The 18,780-nt window shown below is 62.9% G+C and carries 15 protein-coding genes and 1 pseudogene; 11 read left to right on the forward strand and 5 right to left on the reverse strand.

Going from position 1 to position 18,780, the window contains the following annotated elements; translation table 11 throughout:
- Positions 1 to 54: 54 nt before the first annotated feature.
- The 3 genes from glmS to BDK61_RS16830 all read right to left on the reverse strand — a co-directional run bounded on the left by glmS (position 55) and on the right by BDK61_RS16830 (position 4,054).
- Entirely contained in the window at positions 55 to 1,845 is a 1,791-nt protein-coding gene (gene glmS / locus BDK61_RS16820; protein ID WP_121303835.1) for a glutamine--fructose-6-phosphate transaminase (isomerizing), read from the reverse strand.
- A complete protein-coding gene (gene glmU, locus BDK61_RS16825; RefSeq protein WP_121303836.1) occupies positions 1,845 to 3,035 on the reverse strand; it encodes a bifunctional sugar-1-phosphate nucleotidylyltransferase/acetyltransferase in 1,191 nt (396 codons plus the stop codon). Before glmU ends, glmS begins: the two co-directional genes overlap by 1 nt.
- Before the next feature lie 158 nt (positions 3,036 to 3,193).
- Complete coding sequence (locus BDK61_RS16830) at positions 3,194 to 4,054, reverse strand: CheF family chemotaxis protein (protein WP_004964393.1); 861 nt, start codon at positions 4,052 to 4,054, stop codon at positions 3,194 to 3,196.
- 163 nt (positions 4,055 to 4,217) lie between these two features.
- Here BDK61_RS16830 and acs (BDK61_RS16835) point away from each other — a divergent pair, with 163 nt between their 5' ends.
- The 8 genes from acs (BDK61_RS16835) to BDK61_RS16870 all read left to right on the forward strand — a co-directional run bounded on the left by acs (BDK61_RS16835) (position 4,218) and on the right by BDK61_RS16870 (position 13,379).
- Positions 4,218 to 6,161 (forward strand): acetate--CoA ligase, encoded by a 1,944-nt coding sequence (gene acs / locus BDK61_RS16835; RefSeq protein WP_121303837.1) that lies wholly within the window; start codon positions 4,218 to 4,220, stop codon positions 6,159 to 6,161.
- Between the two features lie 140 nt (positions 6,162 to 6,301).
- Entirely contained in the window at positions 6,302 to 7,993 is a 1,692-nt protein-coding gene (locus BDK61_RS16840) for a bacterio-opsin activator domain-containing protein (RefSeq protein WP_121303838.1), read from the forward strand.
- 70 nt (positions 7,994 to 8,063) lie between these two features.
- Positions 8,064 to 10,058, forward strand: coding sequence for an acetate--CoA ligase (gene acs, locus BDK61_RS16845; RefSeq protein WP_121303839.1), 1,995 nt, complete (start codon positions 8,064 to 8,066; stop codon positions 10,056 to 10,058).
- A 45-nt stretch (positions 10,059 to 10,103) separates the two neighbouring features.
- The gene (locus BDK61_RS16850) at positions 10,104 to 10,532 is read left to right on the forward strand and encodes a DUF4212 domain-containing protein (protein ID WP_121303840.1); all 429 of its coding nucleotides are present in this window, start codon (positions 10,104 to 10,106) and stop codon (positions 10,530 to 10,532) included.
- Positions 10,529 to 12,199 (forward strand): sodium:solute symporter family transporter, encoded by a 1,671-nt coding sequence (locus tag BDK61_RS16855; protein ID WP_121303841.1) that lies wholly within the window; start codon positions 10,529 to 10,531, stop codon positions 12,197 to 12,199. Before BDK61_RS16850 ends, BDK61_RS16855 begins: the two co-directional genes overlap by 4 nt.
- A 4-nt stretch (positions 12,200 to 12,203) precedes the next feature.
- Positions 12,204 to 12,677, forward strand: a complete 474-nt coding sequence (locus BDK61_RS16860; protein WP_004964408.1) for a universal stress protein — start codon at positions 12,204 to 12,206, stop codon at positions 12,675 to 12,677.
- 50 nt (positions 12,678 to 12,727) lie between these two features.
- A complete protein-coding gene (locus BDK61_RS16865; protein ID WP_007189183.1) occupies positions 12,728 to 12,943 on the forward strand; it encodes a hypothetical protein in 216 nt (71 codons plus the stop codon).
- 211 nt (positions 12,944 to 13,154) lie between these two features.
- A complete protein-coding gene (locus tag BDK61_RS16870; RefSeq protein ID WP_232508539.1) occupies positions 13,155 to 13,379 on the forward strand; it encodes a hypothetical protein in 225 nt (74 codons plus the stop codon).
- Between the two features lie 305 nt (positions 13,380 to 13,684).
- Here BDK61_RS16870 and BDK61_RS16875 read toward each other — a convergent pair whose 3' ends face one another.
- The gene (locus BDK61_RS16875; RefSeq protein ID WP_007189184.1) at positions 13,685 to 14,551 is read right to left on the reverse strand and encodes a CheF family chemotaxis protein; all 867 of its coding nucleotides are present in this window, start codon (positions 14,549 to 14,551) and stop codon (positions 13,685 to 13,687) included.
- Between the two features lie 190 nt (positions 14,552 to 14,741).
- Here BDK61_RS16875 and BDK61_RS16880 point away from each other — a divergent pair, with 190 nt between their 5' ends.
- The gene (locus tag BDK61_RS16880) at positions 14,742 to 15,347 is read left to right on the forward strand and encodes a DUF4382 domain-containing protein (RefSeq protein WP_121303842.1); all 606 of its coding nucleotides are present in this window, start codon (positions 14,742 to 14,744) and stop codon (positions 15,345 to 15,347) included.
- 21 nt (positions 15,348 to 15,368) lie between these two features.
- Here the strand turns inward: BDK61_RS16880 and BDK61_RS16885 are convergent, their stop codons facing one another.
- Entirely contained in the window at positions 15,369 to 16,181 is an 813-nt protein-coding gene (locus BDK61_RS16885; protein ID WP_007189186.1) for an undecaprenyl-diphosphate phosphatase, read from the reverse strand.
- Positions 16,182 to 16,270: 89 nt separating this feature from the next.
- On the opposite strand from BDK61_RS16885, the pseudogene BDK61_RS24285 reads away from it, so the two are divergent.
- Positions 16,271 to 17,384, forward strand: a pseudogene (locus tag BDK61_RS24285) (mechanosensitive ion channel family protein).
- 86 nt (positions 17,385 to 17,470) lie between these two features.
- Positions 17,471 to 18,748 (forward strand): tRNA pseudouridine(54/55) synthase Pus10, encoded by a 1,278-nt coding sequence (locus BDK61_RS16895; protein WP_121303843.1) that lies wholly within the window; start codon positions 17,471 to 17,473, stop codon positions 18,746 to 18,748.
- Positions 18,749 to 18,780: the final 32 nt, after the last annotated feature.

The raw sequence follows: 18,780 nt of genomic DNA on the forward strand, positions 1-18,780 counted from the left end.
CCGCCAAAACCGTCAGAGAACCACGAGCAGCGCGAGTAGCCAGCTACGCGCCGCTCACTCTACCGTCACACTTTTTGCCAGGTTGCGTGGTTTATCGATGTTTCGGCCCAGCAATGCAGCTGTGTGATACGACACCAGCTGCAGGTGCGTATTCGCAAGCACTGCAGCGGCCCGCGGATGCGTCTTCGGAATTTGTAGTACGTGGTCGGCATACCGTTCAACGTCGCTCTGTCCGTCAGTAATTGCGACCACCGGGGCGTCGCGCGCTTCGACCTCTTTGACGTTTCCGATAGTCTTGCGGGCGCGCTCGTCGTCGCCAGTTACAATAGCGAATACGGGCGTGTTATCTGTCACCAGAGCAAGTGGGCCGTGTTTTAGCTCACCGGCAGCGAAGCCCTCGGCGTGCTTGTAGGTGATCTCCTTCATTTTCAGTGCGCCTTCGAGTGCCACGGGCTCTTGGTAGCCACGGCCGATGAAGAAGTAGGCGTTGGCGTCCTGATACAACTCAGCGACTTCCCGGGCAGCAGACTCATCAAGAACCTCCTGAACGTGGCCGGGGAGGTCGCGGAGCGCGCTGATTACCTGCCGGGCATCACCGGTCGTCGACGTCCCAAGGGCGAGCAGGTTCAGCGCGGCTAGCTGGGAGGCGAAGGTCTTGGTAGCGGCGACGCCGATTTCCGGCCCAGCGCGGATGTACAGCGCGTGATCGCATTCGCGGGCCGCGGTTGAGCCAACGACGTTGGTCACGGCCAGCGTGCGTGCGCCGCGGCGGCGGGCGGCCCGAAGTGCGGAAAGCGTGTCTGCGGTTTCGCCGCTCTGCGTGACGCCAACGACGAGCGCGTCGCCGATGGGTGGCGTACCTGTGGCGTATTCACTGGCGAGGAACGCCTGGGCGGGGACGCCCGCTTCACGGAACAGTTGTGCGCCGTGCAGAGCTGCATGGTAGGAGGTCCCGCAGGCGACGAACTGGACGCCGGTCGGGGAAAGGTCGCCGAGGTCGCCGATGTCGACCGTTCCGGCAAGTTCGTCGACCCGGCCCCGCAGACACTGCCGGAGCGCGCGCGGTTGCTCGTGGATCTCTTTGAGCATGAAGTGGTCGTAGCCGCTTTTGCCGGTCTCCTCGGGGTCCCACTGGACGGTGTCGATGTCCTTCTCGACGACATTGCCGTCGGTGTCAGTGACGGTCCATCCGGCACCGTTGAGGCGGGCGAACTCGCCGTCAGCGAGGTAGACGACCTTGTCGGTGAAATCCCGGAAGGCGGGCACGTCACTGGCCAGATACGTCGCGTCGTCGTCGATCCCTAACACGAGCGGCGAGTCGTTTCGCGCAGCAAATACCGAGTCACAGCCGGCAACGACAACGGCGACGGCATAGCTTCCCTCAAGTCGGTCGACCGCCTCTCTGACAGCCTCTTCGGGGTCAGCTCCCGCCTCTAGCGCGTCTTCGATGAGATGGGGGACGACCTCAGTATCGGTGTCGGACGTGAAAGTGTGGCCAGCGCTGACGAGTTCGTCCCGCAGGGACTGGTAGTTCTCGATGATGCCGTTGTGGACGACTGCGACATCACCGGTGCAGTCCTGATGCGGGTGAGCGTTCTCGTCGGTCGGCGGACCGTGCGTACTCCAGCGGGTGTGGCCGATACCGACCGACCCCGAGAGCGTCCGGTCCGACAGTGCCTCGCGCAAGTCGGTAATTTTCCCGGAGTGTTTGCACAGGTCGAGATGGTTGTTCGCAAGCGCGACGCCAGCGGAGTCATACCCACGGTACTCCAGCTTCGAGAGGCCGTGAACGAGCGTGTCGAGCGTTTCGTCGCCGCGGCCGACACAGCCGATGATCCCACACATCAGCGGACCACCTCCGCGCCTTCGCGGACAGTTCCATTGACTGTCACGCCAGTGGCAAGCCGAGCATTAGGACCCACGAGCGACCCGGAGACGAAGCTCACGTCACCGAGTGCGACGGCACGGTCGGCGATGACGGCACCGAGCCGCTGGTCCTCGAACACTTCTGTGCCGACCTGAACATCGGCCGGGCCACCAGGAACGACAGTGTTGACGCCCAGATCCACGTCCTGCCCGGTGACAGTGTCGATAAGAGTCGAACTCGGGTCGACACGCGTGTCCGCGTCGAGGACAGTGTGCTGGATGACGCTGTTGGCCCCGATAGTGGTGTTACGGCCAAGCGCGACGTTCGGACCGATGACAGCGTCGGGTCCGATCTCACAGTCCGGGCCAATGACAACCGGCGACTGGAGGGTCGCCTCGTCATGGACGCGTGCGGAGTTATCGACCCAGACCTGCTCGTCTCGGGCCGATTCGACGACCCGGCCCCGCGCCAGCACCTCTCGGGCGACGGTCAGCAGGTCCCACGGGTACGTCGCGTCGACCCACATCCCGTCGACCTCGACTGCCTGAACGCGGTCAGATTCAAGGAGGAGTTCGATAGTGTCAGTCAGTGCCAGTTCGCCGGCGTGACGGGTCGTTTCGTCGATAGCCTCGAAGATGTCGCCGTCGAAAGCGTACACCCCGCCGTTGATGAGCCTGAACTCGTCGTGTTGTGGCTTTTCGACGATATCAACAATATCGCGGTCCTGTACCTCGACAGCACCGTACCGGCTGGTGTCTTGCCGTTCAAGGACGGCGATGCTTGTGTTCCCGGTCTCCGCATAGGAGGTGTCTACCTCCTCGATAGTGGCTGCGTCGACGAGACGGTCACCGTTCATCACCAGAGCCGGGCCGTCAACGACGCTCCGTGCCTGAAGGAGTGCGTGTCCGCTGCCGAGCTGTTTCGTCTGGCTCACGTAGGAAATAGGAACGCCGCGATATGTCGGCCCGAAGTGGTCCTGAACGCGGTCGCGCTTGTAGCCGACGACGACGACCAGTTTTTCGATGCCTGCCTCGACCAGCGCGTCGAAGACGTGTTCGAGAATCGGACGGTTTGCGGCCGGCAACATAGGTTTTGGCCGGTTTCGCGTCAACGGCCGGAGACGAGTCCCTTCACCCGCAGCAAGGACTACAGCCGTATCGATGTGCATACCTGTTGCAGACGGAGGAGGGGCTTCAATATGGCGGCCTTACCGAGATTGGGTGGTGTTTACTCGACACGTATGTCCAGTTTATCACGGCAAAACCAGAGGTTTCAAATATCCAAAACAATTTGTCCTCGTGGCGCTTGCTGGTTCTGGACGACAGACTACTGCTCGCCCATCCGCTCGCCAGCGACCCGACGGCCCTTGGTCGTTAGGTTCACTTCGGTCCGTTCCCGGAGCACGCTTATCACGTCGAGTTCGATCAGTCGGTCGAAAATCTCCTCGGTTTTTTCGACATCGATGCCGACGAAGTTGGGGATGTCGAACGGCGACACACCGGAGTGTAGCGCCATGATGACCCGCTTCTCCGTCGAGCTCAGGTCCAGATCGGCCTGGTTCTGTTCGGCGCTCTCTTCGAGCATTGTCCGGAGGACAGTTGCATGAAACTCCTCGCCTGCGAGATGGGTTTCGACGCTGATATCTTCCTCGCTGTGCTCGACCTGAATGACCGTCCGCTCCTCGCCGCTGACCTGCTTCTCTTCGACAGCAAGGTCGCCGATGTCGGCGCGGTCAATGACGACAGCCTGGCCGTCGGCCATCGCAAGTTTCAGCGCCTCGTCAGTCACTTTGAGTCGGCCTTTCGTCCACTCGGCAGACTGGACGACGCCGCCCTTCAGTGCCGGGTGTTGAACCAGCACGATTGCGCCGTCGAGACTCGCCCGGTAAAAATCGGTCTCGAACGTTCCGTGGTCCGATGCCGACACGAGGATAACGTCTTCGCCGACGTAGAGTGCGACGTAGTCGGAGACCCCGGCACTCTGCTGGTTCACGTCGAACCGGTCAGCGATACGGTCGATATCGGTCAGTGAAATCTGTCGCTTGTCGTCGCCCAGCAGGGCGACCCGCTCGGTGGTGAGGACGATGCGACAGTTTCGCCACTCGGCGTCGGTCAGCCGCTGGCCCTGTGAGACCGCCTGGAGGAACTGCCCCTTCGTATCGGCGATCTTCTTTTCGGTGTCGCTCATACCCCGTACCGACCTCTCGTGCAGTTGTTGTCCGCAGGAATCAATATAAGTTCCGTCGCCAGTGTCGAAAGTGAGAACGGCCGACCGCAGTAGTCGGTCTCACAGCGGAATCGTACACAATTAGATAGGATATTTTTTGGGTGCGGCGATGTACTGTCAACTGATGACACGGGGTGACGAACCGGATCGGGGCCAGTCCCAGACGGGGCGAGAGACAGTCGAACCACCGGACTGGTTCGTCAAACAGGCGAACGTGACGGACTTGGCTGTCTACGACCGCTTCGAACGGGAGTGGCCCGATTGCTGGCGCGAGGCCGCCGAGTTGCTTGACTGGGAGAAGCCGTTTGAGACGGTACTCCGTGGAACGGACGGACCACCGTTCGAATGGTTCCCCGACGGCCGATTAAACGCCGCATACAACTGTCTTGACCGGCACCTCCCCGAGCGCAAGAACCAACTAGCACTGGTCTGGGAGGGACACCTCGGCGAGTCCCGCACCTACACCTACCTCGAACTGTACCGGGAGGTCAACGCCTTTGCAGCAGCGTTGCGCGACCGCGGCGTCGGCCCGGACGACGTGGTGACGCTGTACCTCCCGATGGTGCCCGAGCTCCCGGTCGCGATGCTGGCCTGTGCCCGTCTTGGCGTGCCACACAACGTCGTCTTCGCCGGGTTCTCTGCGGACGCGCTCGCGACGCGAATGGAGCGAGCCGAGTCAGAGTATCTCATTACCTGTGACGGCTACTACCGCCGCGGTAGCGCCGTCGCACAAAAGAACAAGGCTGATAACGCGCGAATCACTGTCGACCACGACGTGTCGGTCGTCGTGCTTGACCGACTGGGCCGTGATGTGCATTTAGGCGACGACTACGTCGACTATCACGACCTGCTGGCGGCCCACGAAGGAGCCGAAGTCGAGCCCGTTTCGCAGGCAGCGGACGACCCGCTTTTTCGCATCTACACCTCGGGCACGACCGGGCAGCCGAAGGCCGTCACCCACACGACCGGGGGGTATCTCGCACACGTCGCTTGGACCGCCCGGTCAGTTCTCGACATCAAGCCCGAAGACACCTACTGGTGTTCGGCCGACATCGGCTGGATTACCGGCCACTCCTACATCGTCTACGGCCCGCTCGCGCTTGGAACGACGACAGTACTGTACAACGGCACAGCGGACCACCCCGAGAAAGACCGCCTGTGGGAGCTCATCGAGAAGTACGCCGTTGACGTGTTCTATACTGCGCCGACGGCAGTCCGGGCGTTCATGAAGTGGGGCGAACAGTACCCCGAGCAACACGACCTCTCCAGCCTGCGCCTGCTGGGCACGGTTGGCGAGCCGATAGACGCTCACGCCTGGGAGTGGTATCGCGAACACATCGGCGGCGGCGAGTGCCCAGTCGTGGACACCTGGTGGCAGACCGAAACCGGTGCGATACTCGTATCGACGCTGCCCGGTGTCGACGAAATGAAACCCGGGGCCGCTGGAACCCCACTGCCGGGAATCGAGGCATCCGTCGTTACCCGCTCGGGCGCAACAGCCGAGCCGAACACGGCCGGGGAACTCGTTGTGACGCGCCCCTGGCCGGGGATGCCCCGCGCGTTACTTGACGGGACGGGCTGGGGCAGCGCCCCGGACAGCGCCGAGGAATGGCGGTACTACCCCGAAGACAGCGTCTCGGTCGACGCTGACGGTTACATCACGTTCCTCGGTCGGATCGACGACGCGATCAACGTCGCCGGCCGGCGGTTTAGCACCAAGGAACTGGAGTCGACGGTCGCCGGCGTCACCGGCGTCGCCGAAGCCGCCGTCGTCGGTGCCGACGACGAGACGACCGGAACGGCGGTGTACGTGTTTGCTTCTCCGGAGGACGGCTACGCCGAGCGTGAACTCCAGACAGCCATCGAGGACGCTATCGTCAACGCCATCGGTGGTATCGCCCGCCCGAAAGAGGTCGTGTTCACGCCCGACCTCCCGAAAACGCGCTCGGGCAAGGTTATGCGCCGCCTGCTGACGTCAGTGGCGAACGACGAGGATCTAGGCGATACCAGCGCGCTGCGAAACCCCGAAATTCTCGGCGAAATCCAGTCGACTACGAGACGGAAGTAAGCTGGTTCGGATTTATCTATACTTCCGAAATATTTCTCTGGCAGTGGCGTCTTTAGCGGCTGTATTATTGTCAGTATCTCATCCGTAACCACGTTCTAGTCGCAACGCTTATTTCGGTATTATCTGAATTTCCGAAATATATGGACGGCACAGCGGACCGCATCGGCGAACGAGGGTACGAACAGCTCCGGCGCGCGGCCGGGACACACCGGTCCGACCTCGTGCTCCGGCTCGGTGCGGAGGCCGGACTCCGTCCGGCGGAGATGACGGCCGTGCGGCTGACCGACATCACCGAGTTCGAGGGACACCGGCTGCTTGCCGTTCGGGAGGACGGCGAAGTAGTCCGCGAGACGTACCTCCCGGATTCAGTTGAGCACGATATGCGGAAGTACGCGAACACGGCCGGGACGGACGACGACGAGCCGCTGTTTTCCGTCTCCCCGCGTCGGCTCCAGATGCTCGTCAGCGAGGTAGCCGACCGAGCCGCCGATACGGCACCACACCTGCACGGAGTTTCCACACGCGACCTCCGGTGGCGGTTCGCGGCGAGCCTGCTGGACGACGGCGTCCCGCCGGACGTCGTCTGTGCACTCGGCGGCTGGGACCGACTCGACCGACTCGACCCTCTGCTTGACGAACCGGACCGCGAAACCATCATCACAGCCGTCGACGGGTCGGGCAGGCGGGCGGCGGCAAGCGGGTCCCAGCGACCCGTCAACTGGATTACGGCGGTCAGCGAGGCGCTTGCGGCCGCCGCGACTGGGGAAGCAATTGCAACAACAGTCTGTGACCACCTGACAGAGACAGCCGGCTTCGAATTCGCCTGGCTGGCCGAGCGGACTGGCGACGGACTGACACCGCGCGCGACGACAGAAATCTCGGAGGCGGCTGTCGAGCAGCAGATCGACGCCCATATCGAGTCAGCCTCCACGCCACTTGACGTGGGCGAGGTTCGTGTCGTCGACGATAGTGTTGGGTCGGTCGCTCTGGTCCCGCTCGTCAGAGAAAACGCCGTGTCCGGTGTCGTTGGGGTCGGGACAGGTGAGGGCCTCACTGACGCGGAACACGCCGTGTTATCCGCGCTTGGCGTGCAGATCGGCCACGCACAGGTCGCCGCCGAACGCAAACGCCTCCTGCTTGCCGACACAGTGACCGAGCTGGAGTTCCACTGTGCGGACGAGCGAACGTTTACCGCAGGAGTATCCGAGGCGTTACACTGTACGGTCGAACTGTCCGGCGTCGTCCCTGTTGCGGGCCAGTCGCTGCTGTACTATCTGATGGTTGAAGATGCTTCGGCCGACGCAATACTCTCGTATGCGGACGACGACGACGGGGTGACAGACGCCAGACTCCTCGAAGAGCACAGCGACGGCGTGCTACTGGAGGTCGTCGTTACAGACACGCCAGCGCTTCAGTTGGTCGAGAGCGGCGGCCGCATCCGCGCTGTGACGGCTACCGATGGCGTGGCGACTATCGCAGTCGAACTCCCCAGTGAGGCCGAGATCAGACCGACGGTCAACGCCATCACCAATGCCTACAGAGAGACATCGCTAGCGGCGAAGCGAGAGACAGAGCGGCCGGCCGAGACGGACACCGGGTTCCGCGACCGACTGACTGACACGCTCTCAGACCGACAAGAGACGGTCCTGCAGGCGGCCTACCACAGCGGCTACTTCGAGTGGCCTCGCGGCTCAACCGCAGAGGAGCTAGCAGACTCGCTGGATGTCTCGTCGCCGACGTTGCACAATCACCTCAGGAAAGCACAGCAGAAGGTCCTGACCGCGTTTTTCGACGACCGGCCGGCGGAGCCGCGGCAGCCGGCCGACAACTGAAACCCTGTTTCATGTTATCGTAGTTAGACCCCCCGTTTATATGGCCGCTGTGAAATATCGATGATAGACCATGTCAGATGAAGATGTCCAACTCGAAGCACGGCTCGAAGAGCAGGAGGTTTTCGAGCCGCCGGAGTCGTTCGTCGAGCAGGCGAACGTCACGGATGAGGGTATCTACGACGAGTTCGAGGAGAACTGGCCGGAGTGCTGGGAGGGGGCCGCTGACCTTCTCGACTGGGAGGAGGAGTACGATCAGGTACTCGACGACTCGAACCCGCCGTTCTACGAGTGGTTCACAGACGGGACGCTAAACGCCTCAGCGAACTGTCTGGACCGCCACCTCGACGAGCGCGGCGACGAAGCCGCTATCGAGTGGGTCGGTGAGCCAGTCGAGGAAGACAATATCACCTACACGTACGAGGAACTCCATCAGAAGGTCAACGAGTTCGCGGCCGGCCTGCGTGAGATGGGTGTCGGCGAAGACGATGTCGTGACGATGTATATGCCGATGATTCCGCAGCTTCCCATCGCCATGCTGGCCTGTGCCCGCATCGGCGCGCCCCACTCCGTTGTGTTCGCCGGCTTTTCCGCGGACGCGCTCGCGACCCGAATGAACTCCGCCGACTCGGAGTATCTGGTTACCTGCGACGGCTACTACCGCCGCGGCGACCCGCTCAACCACCTCGACAAAGCCAACGAAGGGCTGAGCGGCGTTGACCACGAGGTGGAACGCGCCATCGTCGCCGAACGGCTGATGGACGGCGACGGCTTCGACCACGACTACGCGGACAATCAGGTCGCCTTCGAGGACGTCATCGACGACAACGAAGGCGAGACTGTCGAACCAGTCGACCGCGACGCCGAGGACATGCTGTTCCTCATGTACACCTCCGGGACCACCGGGAAACCAAAAGGCGTCAAACACTCTACCGGCGGCTACCTCGCCTGGGCGGCCTGGACATCGCAGGCGGTGCTCGACATCAAACCCGAGGACACGTACTTCTGCTCTGCCGATATCGGTTGGATTACCGGCCACTCCTACATCGTCTACGGCCCGCTCGCGCTCGGGACGACGACGATGATGTACGAGGGGACGCCGGACTACCCCGACAAGGACCGCCTCTGGGACATCGTCGAGGAGTACGAAGCCGACCAACTGTACACCGCGCCGACAGCTATCCGGGCGTTCATGAAGTGGGGCAAGCAGTACCCCGAGCAACACGACCTCTCTAGCCTGCGCCTGCTTGGCACGGTCGGTGAGCCAATCAACCCCCGTGCCTGGAAATGGTACTACAAACATATCGGCAACGAGGAGTGTCCCGTCGTCGACACCTGGTGGCAGACCGAAACCGGCGGCATGATGATAACGACGTTACCCGGCGTCAAGGACATGAAACCGGGGTCGGCCGGGCCGCCGCTACCGGGCAACGACGTACGCATCGTCGACACAGAGGGTGAGGAAGTCGAACCCGGCCGCGCCGGCTACCTGACCGTCGACAAGCCGTGGCCCGGGATGCTCCGGACGCTGTACAAGAACGACGAACGGTTCATCAGCGAATACTGGGCCGAGTACTCGGACACCGATAGCGACGACTCTGATGACTGGGTGTACTTCCCCGAGGACGGCGCAAAAATCGACGACGACGGCTACATCACCGTGCTGGGACGGGTCGACGACGTGATCAACGTCTCCGGCCACCGTCTCGGGACGATGGAAATCGAGAGTGCTATCGTCGGCGTGGAAGGCGTTGCCGAAGCCGCTGTCGTCGGTGGCGACCACGATATCAAGGGCGAGGCGGTGTACGCCTACGTCATCACCGAGGACGGCTACGACGAGGACGAGGAACTCCGCAGTGCGATTATCGACGGCGTCGAGGATGCTATCGGCCCGATCGCGCGGCCGGAAGCGGTCATCTTCACGCCCGAACTGCCGAAGACCCGCTCCGGGAAGATCATGCGCCGCCTGCTGGAAGACATTGCCAACGGCGAGGAACTGGGCGATACGAGTACGCTGCGAAACCCTGACGTTGTCAGTGATATCGAGACCAAGGTCCAGGGTGACTGAGCCCTAACAGCGAACAGCACCACGAATTTTCAAGCTTTCATACCCATGTCAAGAGACACGCCTGCGGACCGAGAAGAGTCAACTATCCAACCAGACGGCGGCACAGCAGCCGCCCACGACGACATCGATTACCTCGACAGGGAGGTGAACCTGTTACGGCCGAGTACGCCGTTTATGCGCGACCACCTGAAGATCATCTGGAGCAGTTTCGTGCTCTGGGCGCTGGTCGTGTTCGGCCCGGTGACGCTGACCGCACTTGCGCCGGAGATGATGACCGTGCAGACGCCCCTGTTTGGCTTCCCGCTGCAATACTTCCTCGTCTCGTTCGGTGCGCCGACGGGCGCGCTCATTCTGGCGGTCGTATACACGCGCTACCGGGACCGGCTTGACCAGAAGTACGGCATCGATTCCGTCGAGAGCACGGCTCCTGAGACGGGCGAGGCAGCGGCCACTGACGGGGGTGTCGAGCAGTGACGGTCCCGCTACAGGCAGAAGCGCTCGACATCTCGTTCAAGCTCGTCCCGGCGATTATCGTCTTCCTGATGATGGCGTCGTTCCTCGTCATCGGCTACGTGTTCAAGGTGGCCGACACAGAGGGGATGTGGGTCGCGGGCCGCGGCATCGGCAATATCGAGAACGGGATGGCCATCGGCGCGAACTGGATGTCCGCCGCCTCGTATCTGGGACTCGCCGGGCTGGTCGCGCTCTCTGGCTTCTACGGGCTGGCGTTCATCGTCGGCTGGACGACCGGCTACTTCGTCCTGCTCATCTTCCTGGCAGCACAGATGCGCCGGTTCGGGAAGTACACCGCGCCGGACTTCGTTGGCGACCGGTTCAACTCCCCTACTGCCCGCGCGCTGGCCGCATTCACCACGCTGCTCATCGCGTACGTCTACTCCGTCGGTCAGGCCCGCGGCATGGGACTGGTCGGACAGTACGTCTTCGGGCTCGATATCATCCCGATGATCGTCGTGATGATGACCATCACCGTCGGCTACCTCGCGCTCTCGGGGATGCTGGGCGCGACGAAGAACATGGCCGTCCAGTACACCATCCTCATTGTCGCGTTCCTCGCAGGCGTGTACGTCGTCGGCTTCTCGCAGGGGTACTCGACGGTGCTCCCGCAGATCGAGTACGGCGCACTGATCGCTGACCTCGGCCGCGAGTTCTCTGCGCCGTTCGTGAACCAGCCGTTTTACCTCTGGGTCGCGACGGCGTTCTCACTCATCGTCGGGACCTGTGGCCTCCCGCACGTCCTTGTCCGATTCTACACGGTCAGAAGCGAGCGCGTCGCTCGCTGGTCCTGCGTGTGGGGGCTGTTTTTCATCCTCCTGCTCTACTGGGCGTCGCCCGCAATGGCGGCCTTCGGCGTCGACCTCTTCCAGACGACGACGGGCGCGAGCGCCTACGCCGCAGAAGGCGGCATGTCCGGCGCTGAAGGTGACGTGATCGTCGTGCTCGCCGCACAGTTCGCCAACCTCCCGACGTGGTTCGTCGGCCTCGTGGCGGCCGGTGCGATGGCCGCGGCTATCGCGACGACGGCTGGCCTGTTCATCACAGCCTCCTCCGCGGTCGCACACGACATCTACACCGAGCTGATTAATCCCGACGCGACCCAGCGACAGCAGGTGCTCATCGGTCGCGGGACGATCATTGGCATGGGCGCGCTGGTAACGGTGACCGCGTTCAACCCACCGGCGCTCATCGGCGAGCTGGTCGCCTACGCGTTCTCGCTGGCCGGCGTCGTCCTGTTCCCGATGTTCTTCCTCGGCCTCTGGTGGGAGGACACGAACCGTCAGGGCGCACTGGCCGGGATGGTGCTCGGCCTGCTTATCTGGATCACCTCGATTATCAACAGCGTCCTCCCGAGCTACATCGGCGCGCTCGGCGCAGCCGCTGGAGAAGGCGGCGCACTCGTCCCGATATACGCCCAGTACGTCCCACCGATCGGCGCTGCGCTGATCGGGACGCCGCTCGTGTTCATCGTCACTATCGCCGTCTCGCTGGCGACGCCCGAGCCACCGCTGGAGACGAAAAAGATGGTTCGACAGTGTCACAGCCCCGAACCGATGGGGCAACAGGAGACCGCCGCAGACGTCGTCGGCGACAGCACCAGTGGCAGTACCCCCGCGGACGATTAAACCCATGTACGACAATATCCTCGTTCCGACCGACGGCAGCGAAACCGCCGAAAACGCGGTCGATCAGGCGGTCGACATCGCCTCGAAATACGGCGCAACGGTCCACGCACTGTACGTCGTCGACGTCGACGCGACCAGCTACTCGCTGGGGACAGAACAGGTCGACCGCATCCGCCAAGGAAACCTGGCGGAGATGACCGATATAAAAGAAGACGCCGATGAGGCCACCGGCTACGTCCGCGACCGTGCCGCCGAACACGGCGTCGAGGTCGAAGAGCACATCACCGCCGGCGAACCGGCCCGCGCTATCCGAAAGTTCGTCGAGGACAACGACATCGACCTCGTCGTGATGGGGTCCCACGGCCGCTCGGGCCTCAAGCGCGTCATCCTTGGCAGCGTCACGGAGAAGGTGCTGCGCCGGACGCGGCTACCAGTACTCGTCGTCGACGTTCACGGCGAGACGGATATCGAGGCGTGACTAATGGGACAGCACCGACTCCGACCGTCATGGACGACACGAGGCCGCCGATGAGCGTCGTCGACACCCTCCGAAACCACGTGCGAGACCACAAACGAGGCATGTTCGTCGACCTCGTGTTCGCTATCGCCTGGGTGACTGCTGTGAGCGTCATCTTCGACCTACTGTCGGCTCCCCAGTGGGCTTACTACCTGACGCTCGCCGCCGGCGTCGTCGCGTACTACGGCTTCTTCTGGTCGCTCGAGCTGGCGATGGAACAGCAGTAGGCCGGACTCCGTTTTCCGCGGCGGCGGCTCCATAGCTGGTTCACGGCGCCCCTGTTAAACATACTCATTCGGTGGCCGAACCACCGCTTTACCCGTGCTATCCAAGCACCCCTCCATTCTCAAGCCAGGCGAATTTCTGCCCTGCCGGTAGTAATAATACCATGTAGGTGCATTGACTTTTTCGATGGCAGCAGACGCCGTGGAGTCAGCAATGATATACGAAAGTTCAACGGGAGAGTACTACAGTGGTCTCGACATCTGGATGCGCTTCGAGTCGGGGTTCTGGGAACCACACGATTGGAGTCAAGGGACGGGTGAGGAATGGGTCCAGACCGAGGCGGGTGAAGTTCTCACCCTGACGCCGGTCCCGGAGTCGGACCTCCCGGACGGGGTGTCGGTGACGGAAGCTGAGGACGTCGAGTACCTGCGTGAGTGAAAACGGCGAGACGGAAGCAGGGCACGAGTCCGGCTGTACTGACTGGGCTACATCGGAACCCGACCACCGCTAGAGGCAAGCCACGGGTCGCAGTGGCGGTACCGCTCCACTGCCCCGGATCAGAATCGGTCCTCGCCCGACTTTTGTTGGCTCGGCGTCAGGGAAAATCGTTCTGTGGCGCGTAGCGCCACACTACTGCTCACGGGTCGCGCTGCTCCCCGTTCGCTATTCGAGGGCCGCTCACTACGTTCGCGCCCCTCGCTACTCACGGCTTCGCCGTTCGTTCAGAGGCGCGTAGCGCCTCTCTATTTCTCACTCATCGCCTCACTCGCCATATTCCGCCCCTGCGCGTTCAACGCGACCTCGGTCCGAACCCGGACCTCATCAACCGCACCAACATCGAGCAGTTTCTGATAGATTTCCTCGACCTCGTCGGGCGTTGTTCCGACGAAATCGGACATCTCGAACGGTGAAACACCGGAGTAGAGCGCCATCAACACCTGACTCTCCATCTCCGAGAGTTCGTAATCGTCCTCACGGTCCTCGATAACGCGGGTAAAGAGCGTCTTCAGCGCCCGCGTGTGGTGGTCCATCCCCGAGATGTGGGTTTCGACGCTACGGTCCTGATTGTCAGTGTGTTCGACCTCGATGACCTCCCGCTCCTGACCCATCACGGTACTGGTCCCCGTTTCGATAGTTCCGACGTCCTCAATTTCGAATGACATGCTCTTGCCGCCGGGGAACTGGAGGCGGATGATGTCGTCATCCAGTTGAAACCGTGCCTTGCTCCACTCGGCGTCCTCCTGAACGACGCCGCCGACGACCGCTTGCTGTCGTGCGAGGATAACCTCACCCTGTAGCGTCGCGCGGACGTACTCCGTCTGGAAGTCGTCCAAGTTCGGGGTGTCGACGAGGAGGACGTTGTTGCCCACCTCCAGCGCGGTTGCGCCGCCGGTCCCACCGTCGGGAATCAGATCGTCAGGGTTCGACGGGAGGGTAATACTGGAGTGTGGGATCGGCTGTTTCGAGCCGTTTGTCGCCAGAATGAGTCGCTTGTTGGTGACGATGAGTCGACAGGAGCGCCACTTCGGGTCGGTCACCGTGTCGCCGTCGCGGACGACGTACTGGAAGTCCCCCGACGTGTCGACTAGCTTGCGTTCGTCACCACTCATAGCCGCTGATATTAGAGATTTGACGCCGAAGGGTAAATAAGTTCCATCGTCGCCGACACGGGACTGGTCGGGACCACCGGTCTGTGTCGACAGAGAGACCGTTTACATCCGGCAAATCGGGCGAAATTCGGCTGAACTCGGGCCGACTATCTCCCGGCTCCTTTACCCTGGGACGGCTCTCGACCAGTGTATGCGCGACCAACAGCAGTCAGGAACGACATCTCGACGTGACTATCTGAAAGCCGCCGGCGGCCTCGCAGCAGCGAGTACAGTCGGCCTCGCTGGCTGTTCCGGGAGCGGCAGCGAAACAGGAACACTCGCGACGCAAGTGACTGACCAGCCAGGCGATATCGGTGATTTCGAATCGTGTGTCATCACCATGGCCGGTATCTGGGTAAGGCCAGTCTCGGAGGAAGACACAGCGACTGAGGAATCGACGACAGCGGACACGAGCGATGCCCGCGAGTACCACCAGTTCGACGAAGCCCAGAAGGCCGACCTAGTACAGCTTCAGGACGGCAACACCGCCCTCGTTGACGAGACTGAACTCGAGGTTGACACCTACGAGTACCTCCAGCTCGATGTGACGAGCGTCGACGGGACGCTCGCAGAGGGCGGCGACGCGACGGTTGACACGCCCGGTGACGCGCCGCTACAGTTCACGCAGGAGTACGAAATCCGTGCGGACACCCGCACCGTGTTCACAGCCGACTTCACGCCGGTCAAACGCGGCCAAACCGGTGAGTACATCCTTCAGCCGGTCGCCAGCGGTACTGAAATCGAGTACGAGGAGTAAGCACTCGGAGTTCACCGGTCCTTACAGCGCGACAAGCAGGCCGCCGACGACGCCCAGGCCGCCAAACACCGTACAGACCGCCCAGAACGGGACCTGCCGGACCAGCCGGACCAGCGCGTCGACGGTGAGATAGCCGACGACGGCGCTCACGATGAGCGCGACGACGGCTGGAAGCGGCTCGATTGCGGGAATGCCGTCGTCAACGAGAACCAGGACGTTGGCAGCGAGCGCGGCCGGAATCGACAGTAGAAATGAGAGTCGAAGTGACGACTCACCCTCGTGGCCCCTGAGCAACAGCGCACTCACCGTCGTCCCAGACCGGGAGACTCCGGGGAGGATGGCCAGCCCCTGCAACACCCCGACCAGGACAGCGTCGAACCCGTCCGGAATCTCACGCTCGCCCAGCGACAGCGCCGCAGCGAACCGCTGGAGGAGACCAGTGATGACGAGTAGGCCGCCGACTAGCGCCAGAAAGAGCCCGCCCTCTAGCTCCGAAACAGCCGCGTCGAGGACCATATACGCGGGGAGGCCGGTGACAGCGGTTGCCGCCGTCGCGATGACAATAAACGAGAGGTCCGCCGTCTCGTCGGCGAACGGGCGACGCGAGAGTTGCCGTATCGAATGGAGGATGGTTCGGACCTCGGTGCGATAGTAGGCCGTGGCCGCAACCGCCGTCCCGGCGTGGAGAAAGAGTGCGAGGCGGGTTGAAGCGGCGGGTGAGACGCCTGTGACCACCGTCGACGCGAGGGCGACACCGCCCTCGCTGGAGACTGGAATCCACTCCAGCACCCCCTGCAGCAGACCCAGCAGAATAGCGACGAGAATCGGGTTCATATCCACGGAGCGGACGCCACGGGACAAAGGCCGTTCGGTTCGGCCCGTCGACGTGGCAGTATATATAGCGCCGGTGTCCAAACGGGGGTATGCAACTGGGAAGTGGGGTAGTAGACCTGCTGTCGGGGCTGCCGGCCTGGCAGGGGTTTCTGGTACTCGTCGGCAGCGGGGTCGCGCTCGCGCTGGTCATCCGTGTCCTCGGTGACCGGCTGATCAGACGGGTCACCCCACACATTGAGGGCGACGTCGACGACATCGTGTTCCGTGGGATTCACACCGCTGCGTACATCTCGATCGGCCTCGGCGGCGCGTACGCCGGCGCGCAGATTTACGATATCCGGCCGGCCATCGCCGTCTCGCTTGAGGCCGGGACGCTCTCGCTGGTCGTCATCGTCTGGATGGTGACGCTGCTTCGCATTGGCCGGCAGGCGTCCGCCATCGCGACAGATTCAGCGTACATCGACCGCCAGATGGTCCCCATCCTCCAGAACGTCTGGAGCGCGCTCATCTCGGGCGGCGGGGTTTTGCTGTTGCTGGTCCTCTGGGACCGACGTGACGCCGCTGCTGGCCTCAGCGGGGATTATGGGCATCATTGTCGGCCTAGCGGCCCGGGACACGCTGGCGAACTTTTTCGGGTCGCTATCGTTGTATCTCGACGGGACGTACGCGGTCGGCGACTTCGTCGTCCTCGAAAGCGGCGAACGCGGCCGCGTCGAGGACATCTCTGTCCGCTCGACGGTCATCCGCACCCGCGACGACATTCTCGTCACAGTTCCGAATTCGAAGCTCAATAGCGCTGCTATCGTCAACGAGTCGACGCCGCGACGCAAGCGTCGGATTCGGGTCCCTGTCGGCGTCGCCTACGGGATGGACATCGACAAAGTCGAGAATGTCCTTCTGGAACTAGCCGAAGCCGAGGACCTCGTGCAGGACCGCCCGAACCCGCGGGTCCGGTTCCGAGAGTTCGGCGACTCAGCGCTGAACTTCGAACTGCTGTGCTGGGTCAGCAACCCGGCCCTGACAGCTCGTGCAACCCACGAACTCAACAGCGCGATTTACAAACGGTTCCGGGCCGATAACATCGAGATCCCGTTCCCCCAGCGGTCCATCTCCATCTCAACCGAAGAGATTCCGGGCGAGCTATTCGACCAAGCGCAGTCGAAGAGCAAACCCACAGATGACGGCGGCGTGACCGGTGAGTAAGCGAAAGCAAGGTCACAGGGCCCTCCCCGGCCCAGACGACCGAGAGGTCGAAACGCAATTACGGGGGCGACGCGTCGGCTCAGGCAATGAGTATACTTGAGGACGCCCGTGCGGCGCTTGCCACCGGGCCGCTGTGTGATTCCTGTCTCGGCCGGCTTTTCGCCGACCGGAGCTTCGGGCTGGCCAACGCCGAACGGGGCCACGCCCTTCGGGTGACGCTTGCGCTTGCAGACGACGACCCATTTGAGGAGAGCGAGGACTGCTGGGTCTGTGAAGGAGAGTGTGACCGCTTTGACTGGTGGGCCGAGCAGGCCGCAAGCGCCGTCCGCGGCTACGAATTCGACACCTACCAAGTCGGGACGAAAGTGCCGCCGCTACTCGAAGAAAACGACGAACTGCTCCGGGAGGACGTGGGGCTGGACCCCGACGCCGGAGAGGCGCTGAAGACCGAACTCAACCGCGAAGTCGGCAAGCGAATCGGCGACCTGACCGGCGCGGAGGTGGAGTTTGGCCGTCCAGCAGTCCAGCTCACGCTCGACCTCGCAACGGACGAGGTAGAAACGCACGTCAACTCGGCGTTCATCTACGGCCGCTACCGCAAGCTCGAACGCGACATCCCCCAGACGAAGTGGCCCTGCAACGACTGCAACGGGACCGGGCTGTGGCAGGGCGAGCCCTGTGACGGCTGTGACGGCAGCGGCTACCGCTACGACGAGAGCGTCGAGCAACTGTCCACGCCTGTCGTCCGTGAAGCGATGGACGGCGAGGAGGCCGTGTTCCACGGTGCCGGCCGCGAGGACGTCGACGCGCGAATGCTCGACTCGGGCCGTCCGTTCGTCATCGAAGTGATGGAACCGCGCAAACGCGACGTGGACGCCGACGAACTTGAAGCCGACATCAACGATTTCGCCGACGGGAAGGTCGAAGTGACGGACCTCCACCTGGCGACCCACGAAATGGTCGAGCGCGTCAAGGAACTGGACGCCTCCAAGACCTACCGGATGGACGTGGAGTTTGGCGACGCGGTCGACGCCGACGCCCTGCAGGACGCACTAACGGAGCTGGACGGAGCGACCATCCAGCAGGAGACCCCCCAGCGAGTCACCCACCGACGGGCCGACATCACACGGACGCGAGCAGTGTACGACGCCGAGGGCGAACTGACCGACGACCGCCACGCCGAGCTCCGCATCCACGGGGAAGGCGGCCTGTACGTGAAAGAACTCGTCTCCAGCGATGAAGGCCGCACGGAGCCGAGCCTAGCCGGCCTGCTCGACACCGACGCCGTGGTGACGGCGCTCGACGTAATCGACGTGCAGGGCGAGGACGAACCGTTCGCGACAGACGAGTTCCTCAAACAGTAGCGCACTGGGCCGCTTCCAACCGGAAGCTGTTT

The organism is Haloarcula quadrata (assembly GCF_003634715.1).
Classification (GTDB): Archaea; Halobacteriota; Halobacteria; order Halobacteriales; family Haloarculaceae; genus Haloarcula; species Haloarcula marismortui.

What these genes read in the sequence shown, in the direction of transcription:
- glmS (WP_121303835.1), bottom strand. Translation starts at nt 1,845, where the DNA reads ATGTGTGGGATCATCGGCTGTGTCGGCCGCGGCGACGAAACGCTCGAC.
- glmU (WP_121303836.1), bottom strand. Translation starts at nt 3,035, where the DNA reads ATGCACATCGATACGGCTGTAGTCCTTGCTGCGGGTGAAGGGACTCGT.
- BDK61_RS16830 (WP_004964393.1), bottom strand. Translation starts at nt 4,054, where the DNA reads ATGAGCGACACCGAAAAGAAGATCGCCGATACGAAGGGGCAGTTCCTC.
- acs (WP_121303837.1), top strand. Translation starts at nt 4,218, where the DNA reads ATGACACGGGGTGACGAACCGGATCGGGGCCAGTCCCAGACGGGGCGA.
- BDK61_RS16840 (WP_121303838.1), top strand. Translation starts at nt 6,302, where the DNA reads ATGGACGGCACAGCGGACCGCATCGGCGAACGAGGGTACGAACAGCTC.
- acs (WP_121303839.1), top strand. Translation starts at nt 8,064, where the DNA reads ATGTCAGATGAAGATGTCCAACTCGAAGCACGGCTCGAAGAGCAGGAG.
- BDK61_RS16850 (WP_121303840.1), top strand. Translation starts at nt 10,104, where the DNA reads ATGTCAAGAGACACGCCTGCGGACCGAGAAGAGTCAACTATCCAACCA.
- BDK61_RS16860 (WP_004964408.1), top strand. Translation starts at nt 12,204, where the DNA reads ATGTACGACAATATCCTCGTTCCGACCGACGGCAGCGAAACCGCCGAA.
- BDK61_RS16865 (WP_007189183.1), top strand. Translation starts at nt 12,728, where the DNA reads ATGAGCGTCGTCGACACCCTCCGAAACCACGTGCGAGACCACAAACGA.
- BDK61_RS16870 (WP_232508539.1), top strand. Translation starts at nt 13,155, where the DNA reads ATGATATACGAAAGTTCAACGGGAGAGTACTACAGTGGTCTCGACATC.
- BDK61_RS16875 (WP_007189184.1), bottom strand. Translation starts at nt 14,551, where the DNA reads ATGAGTGGTGACGAACGCAAGCTAGTCGACACGTCGGGGGACTTCCAG.
- BDK61_RS16880 (WP_121303842.1), top strand. Translation starts at nt 14,742, where the DNA reads ATGCGCGACCAACAGCAGTCAGGAACGACATCTCGACGTGACTATCTG.
- BDK61_RS16885 (WP_007189186.1), bottom strand. Translation starts at nt 16,181, where the DNA reads ATGAACCCGATTCTCGTCGCTATTCTGCTGGGTCTGCTGCAGGGGGTG.
- BDK61_RS16895 (WP_121303843.1), top strand. Translation starts at nt 17,471, where the DNA reads ATGAGTATACTTGAGGACGCCCGTGCGGCGCTTGCCACCGGGCCGCTG.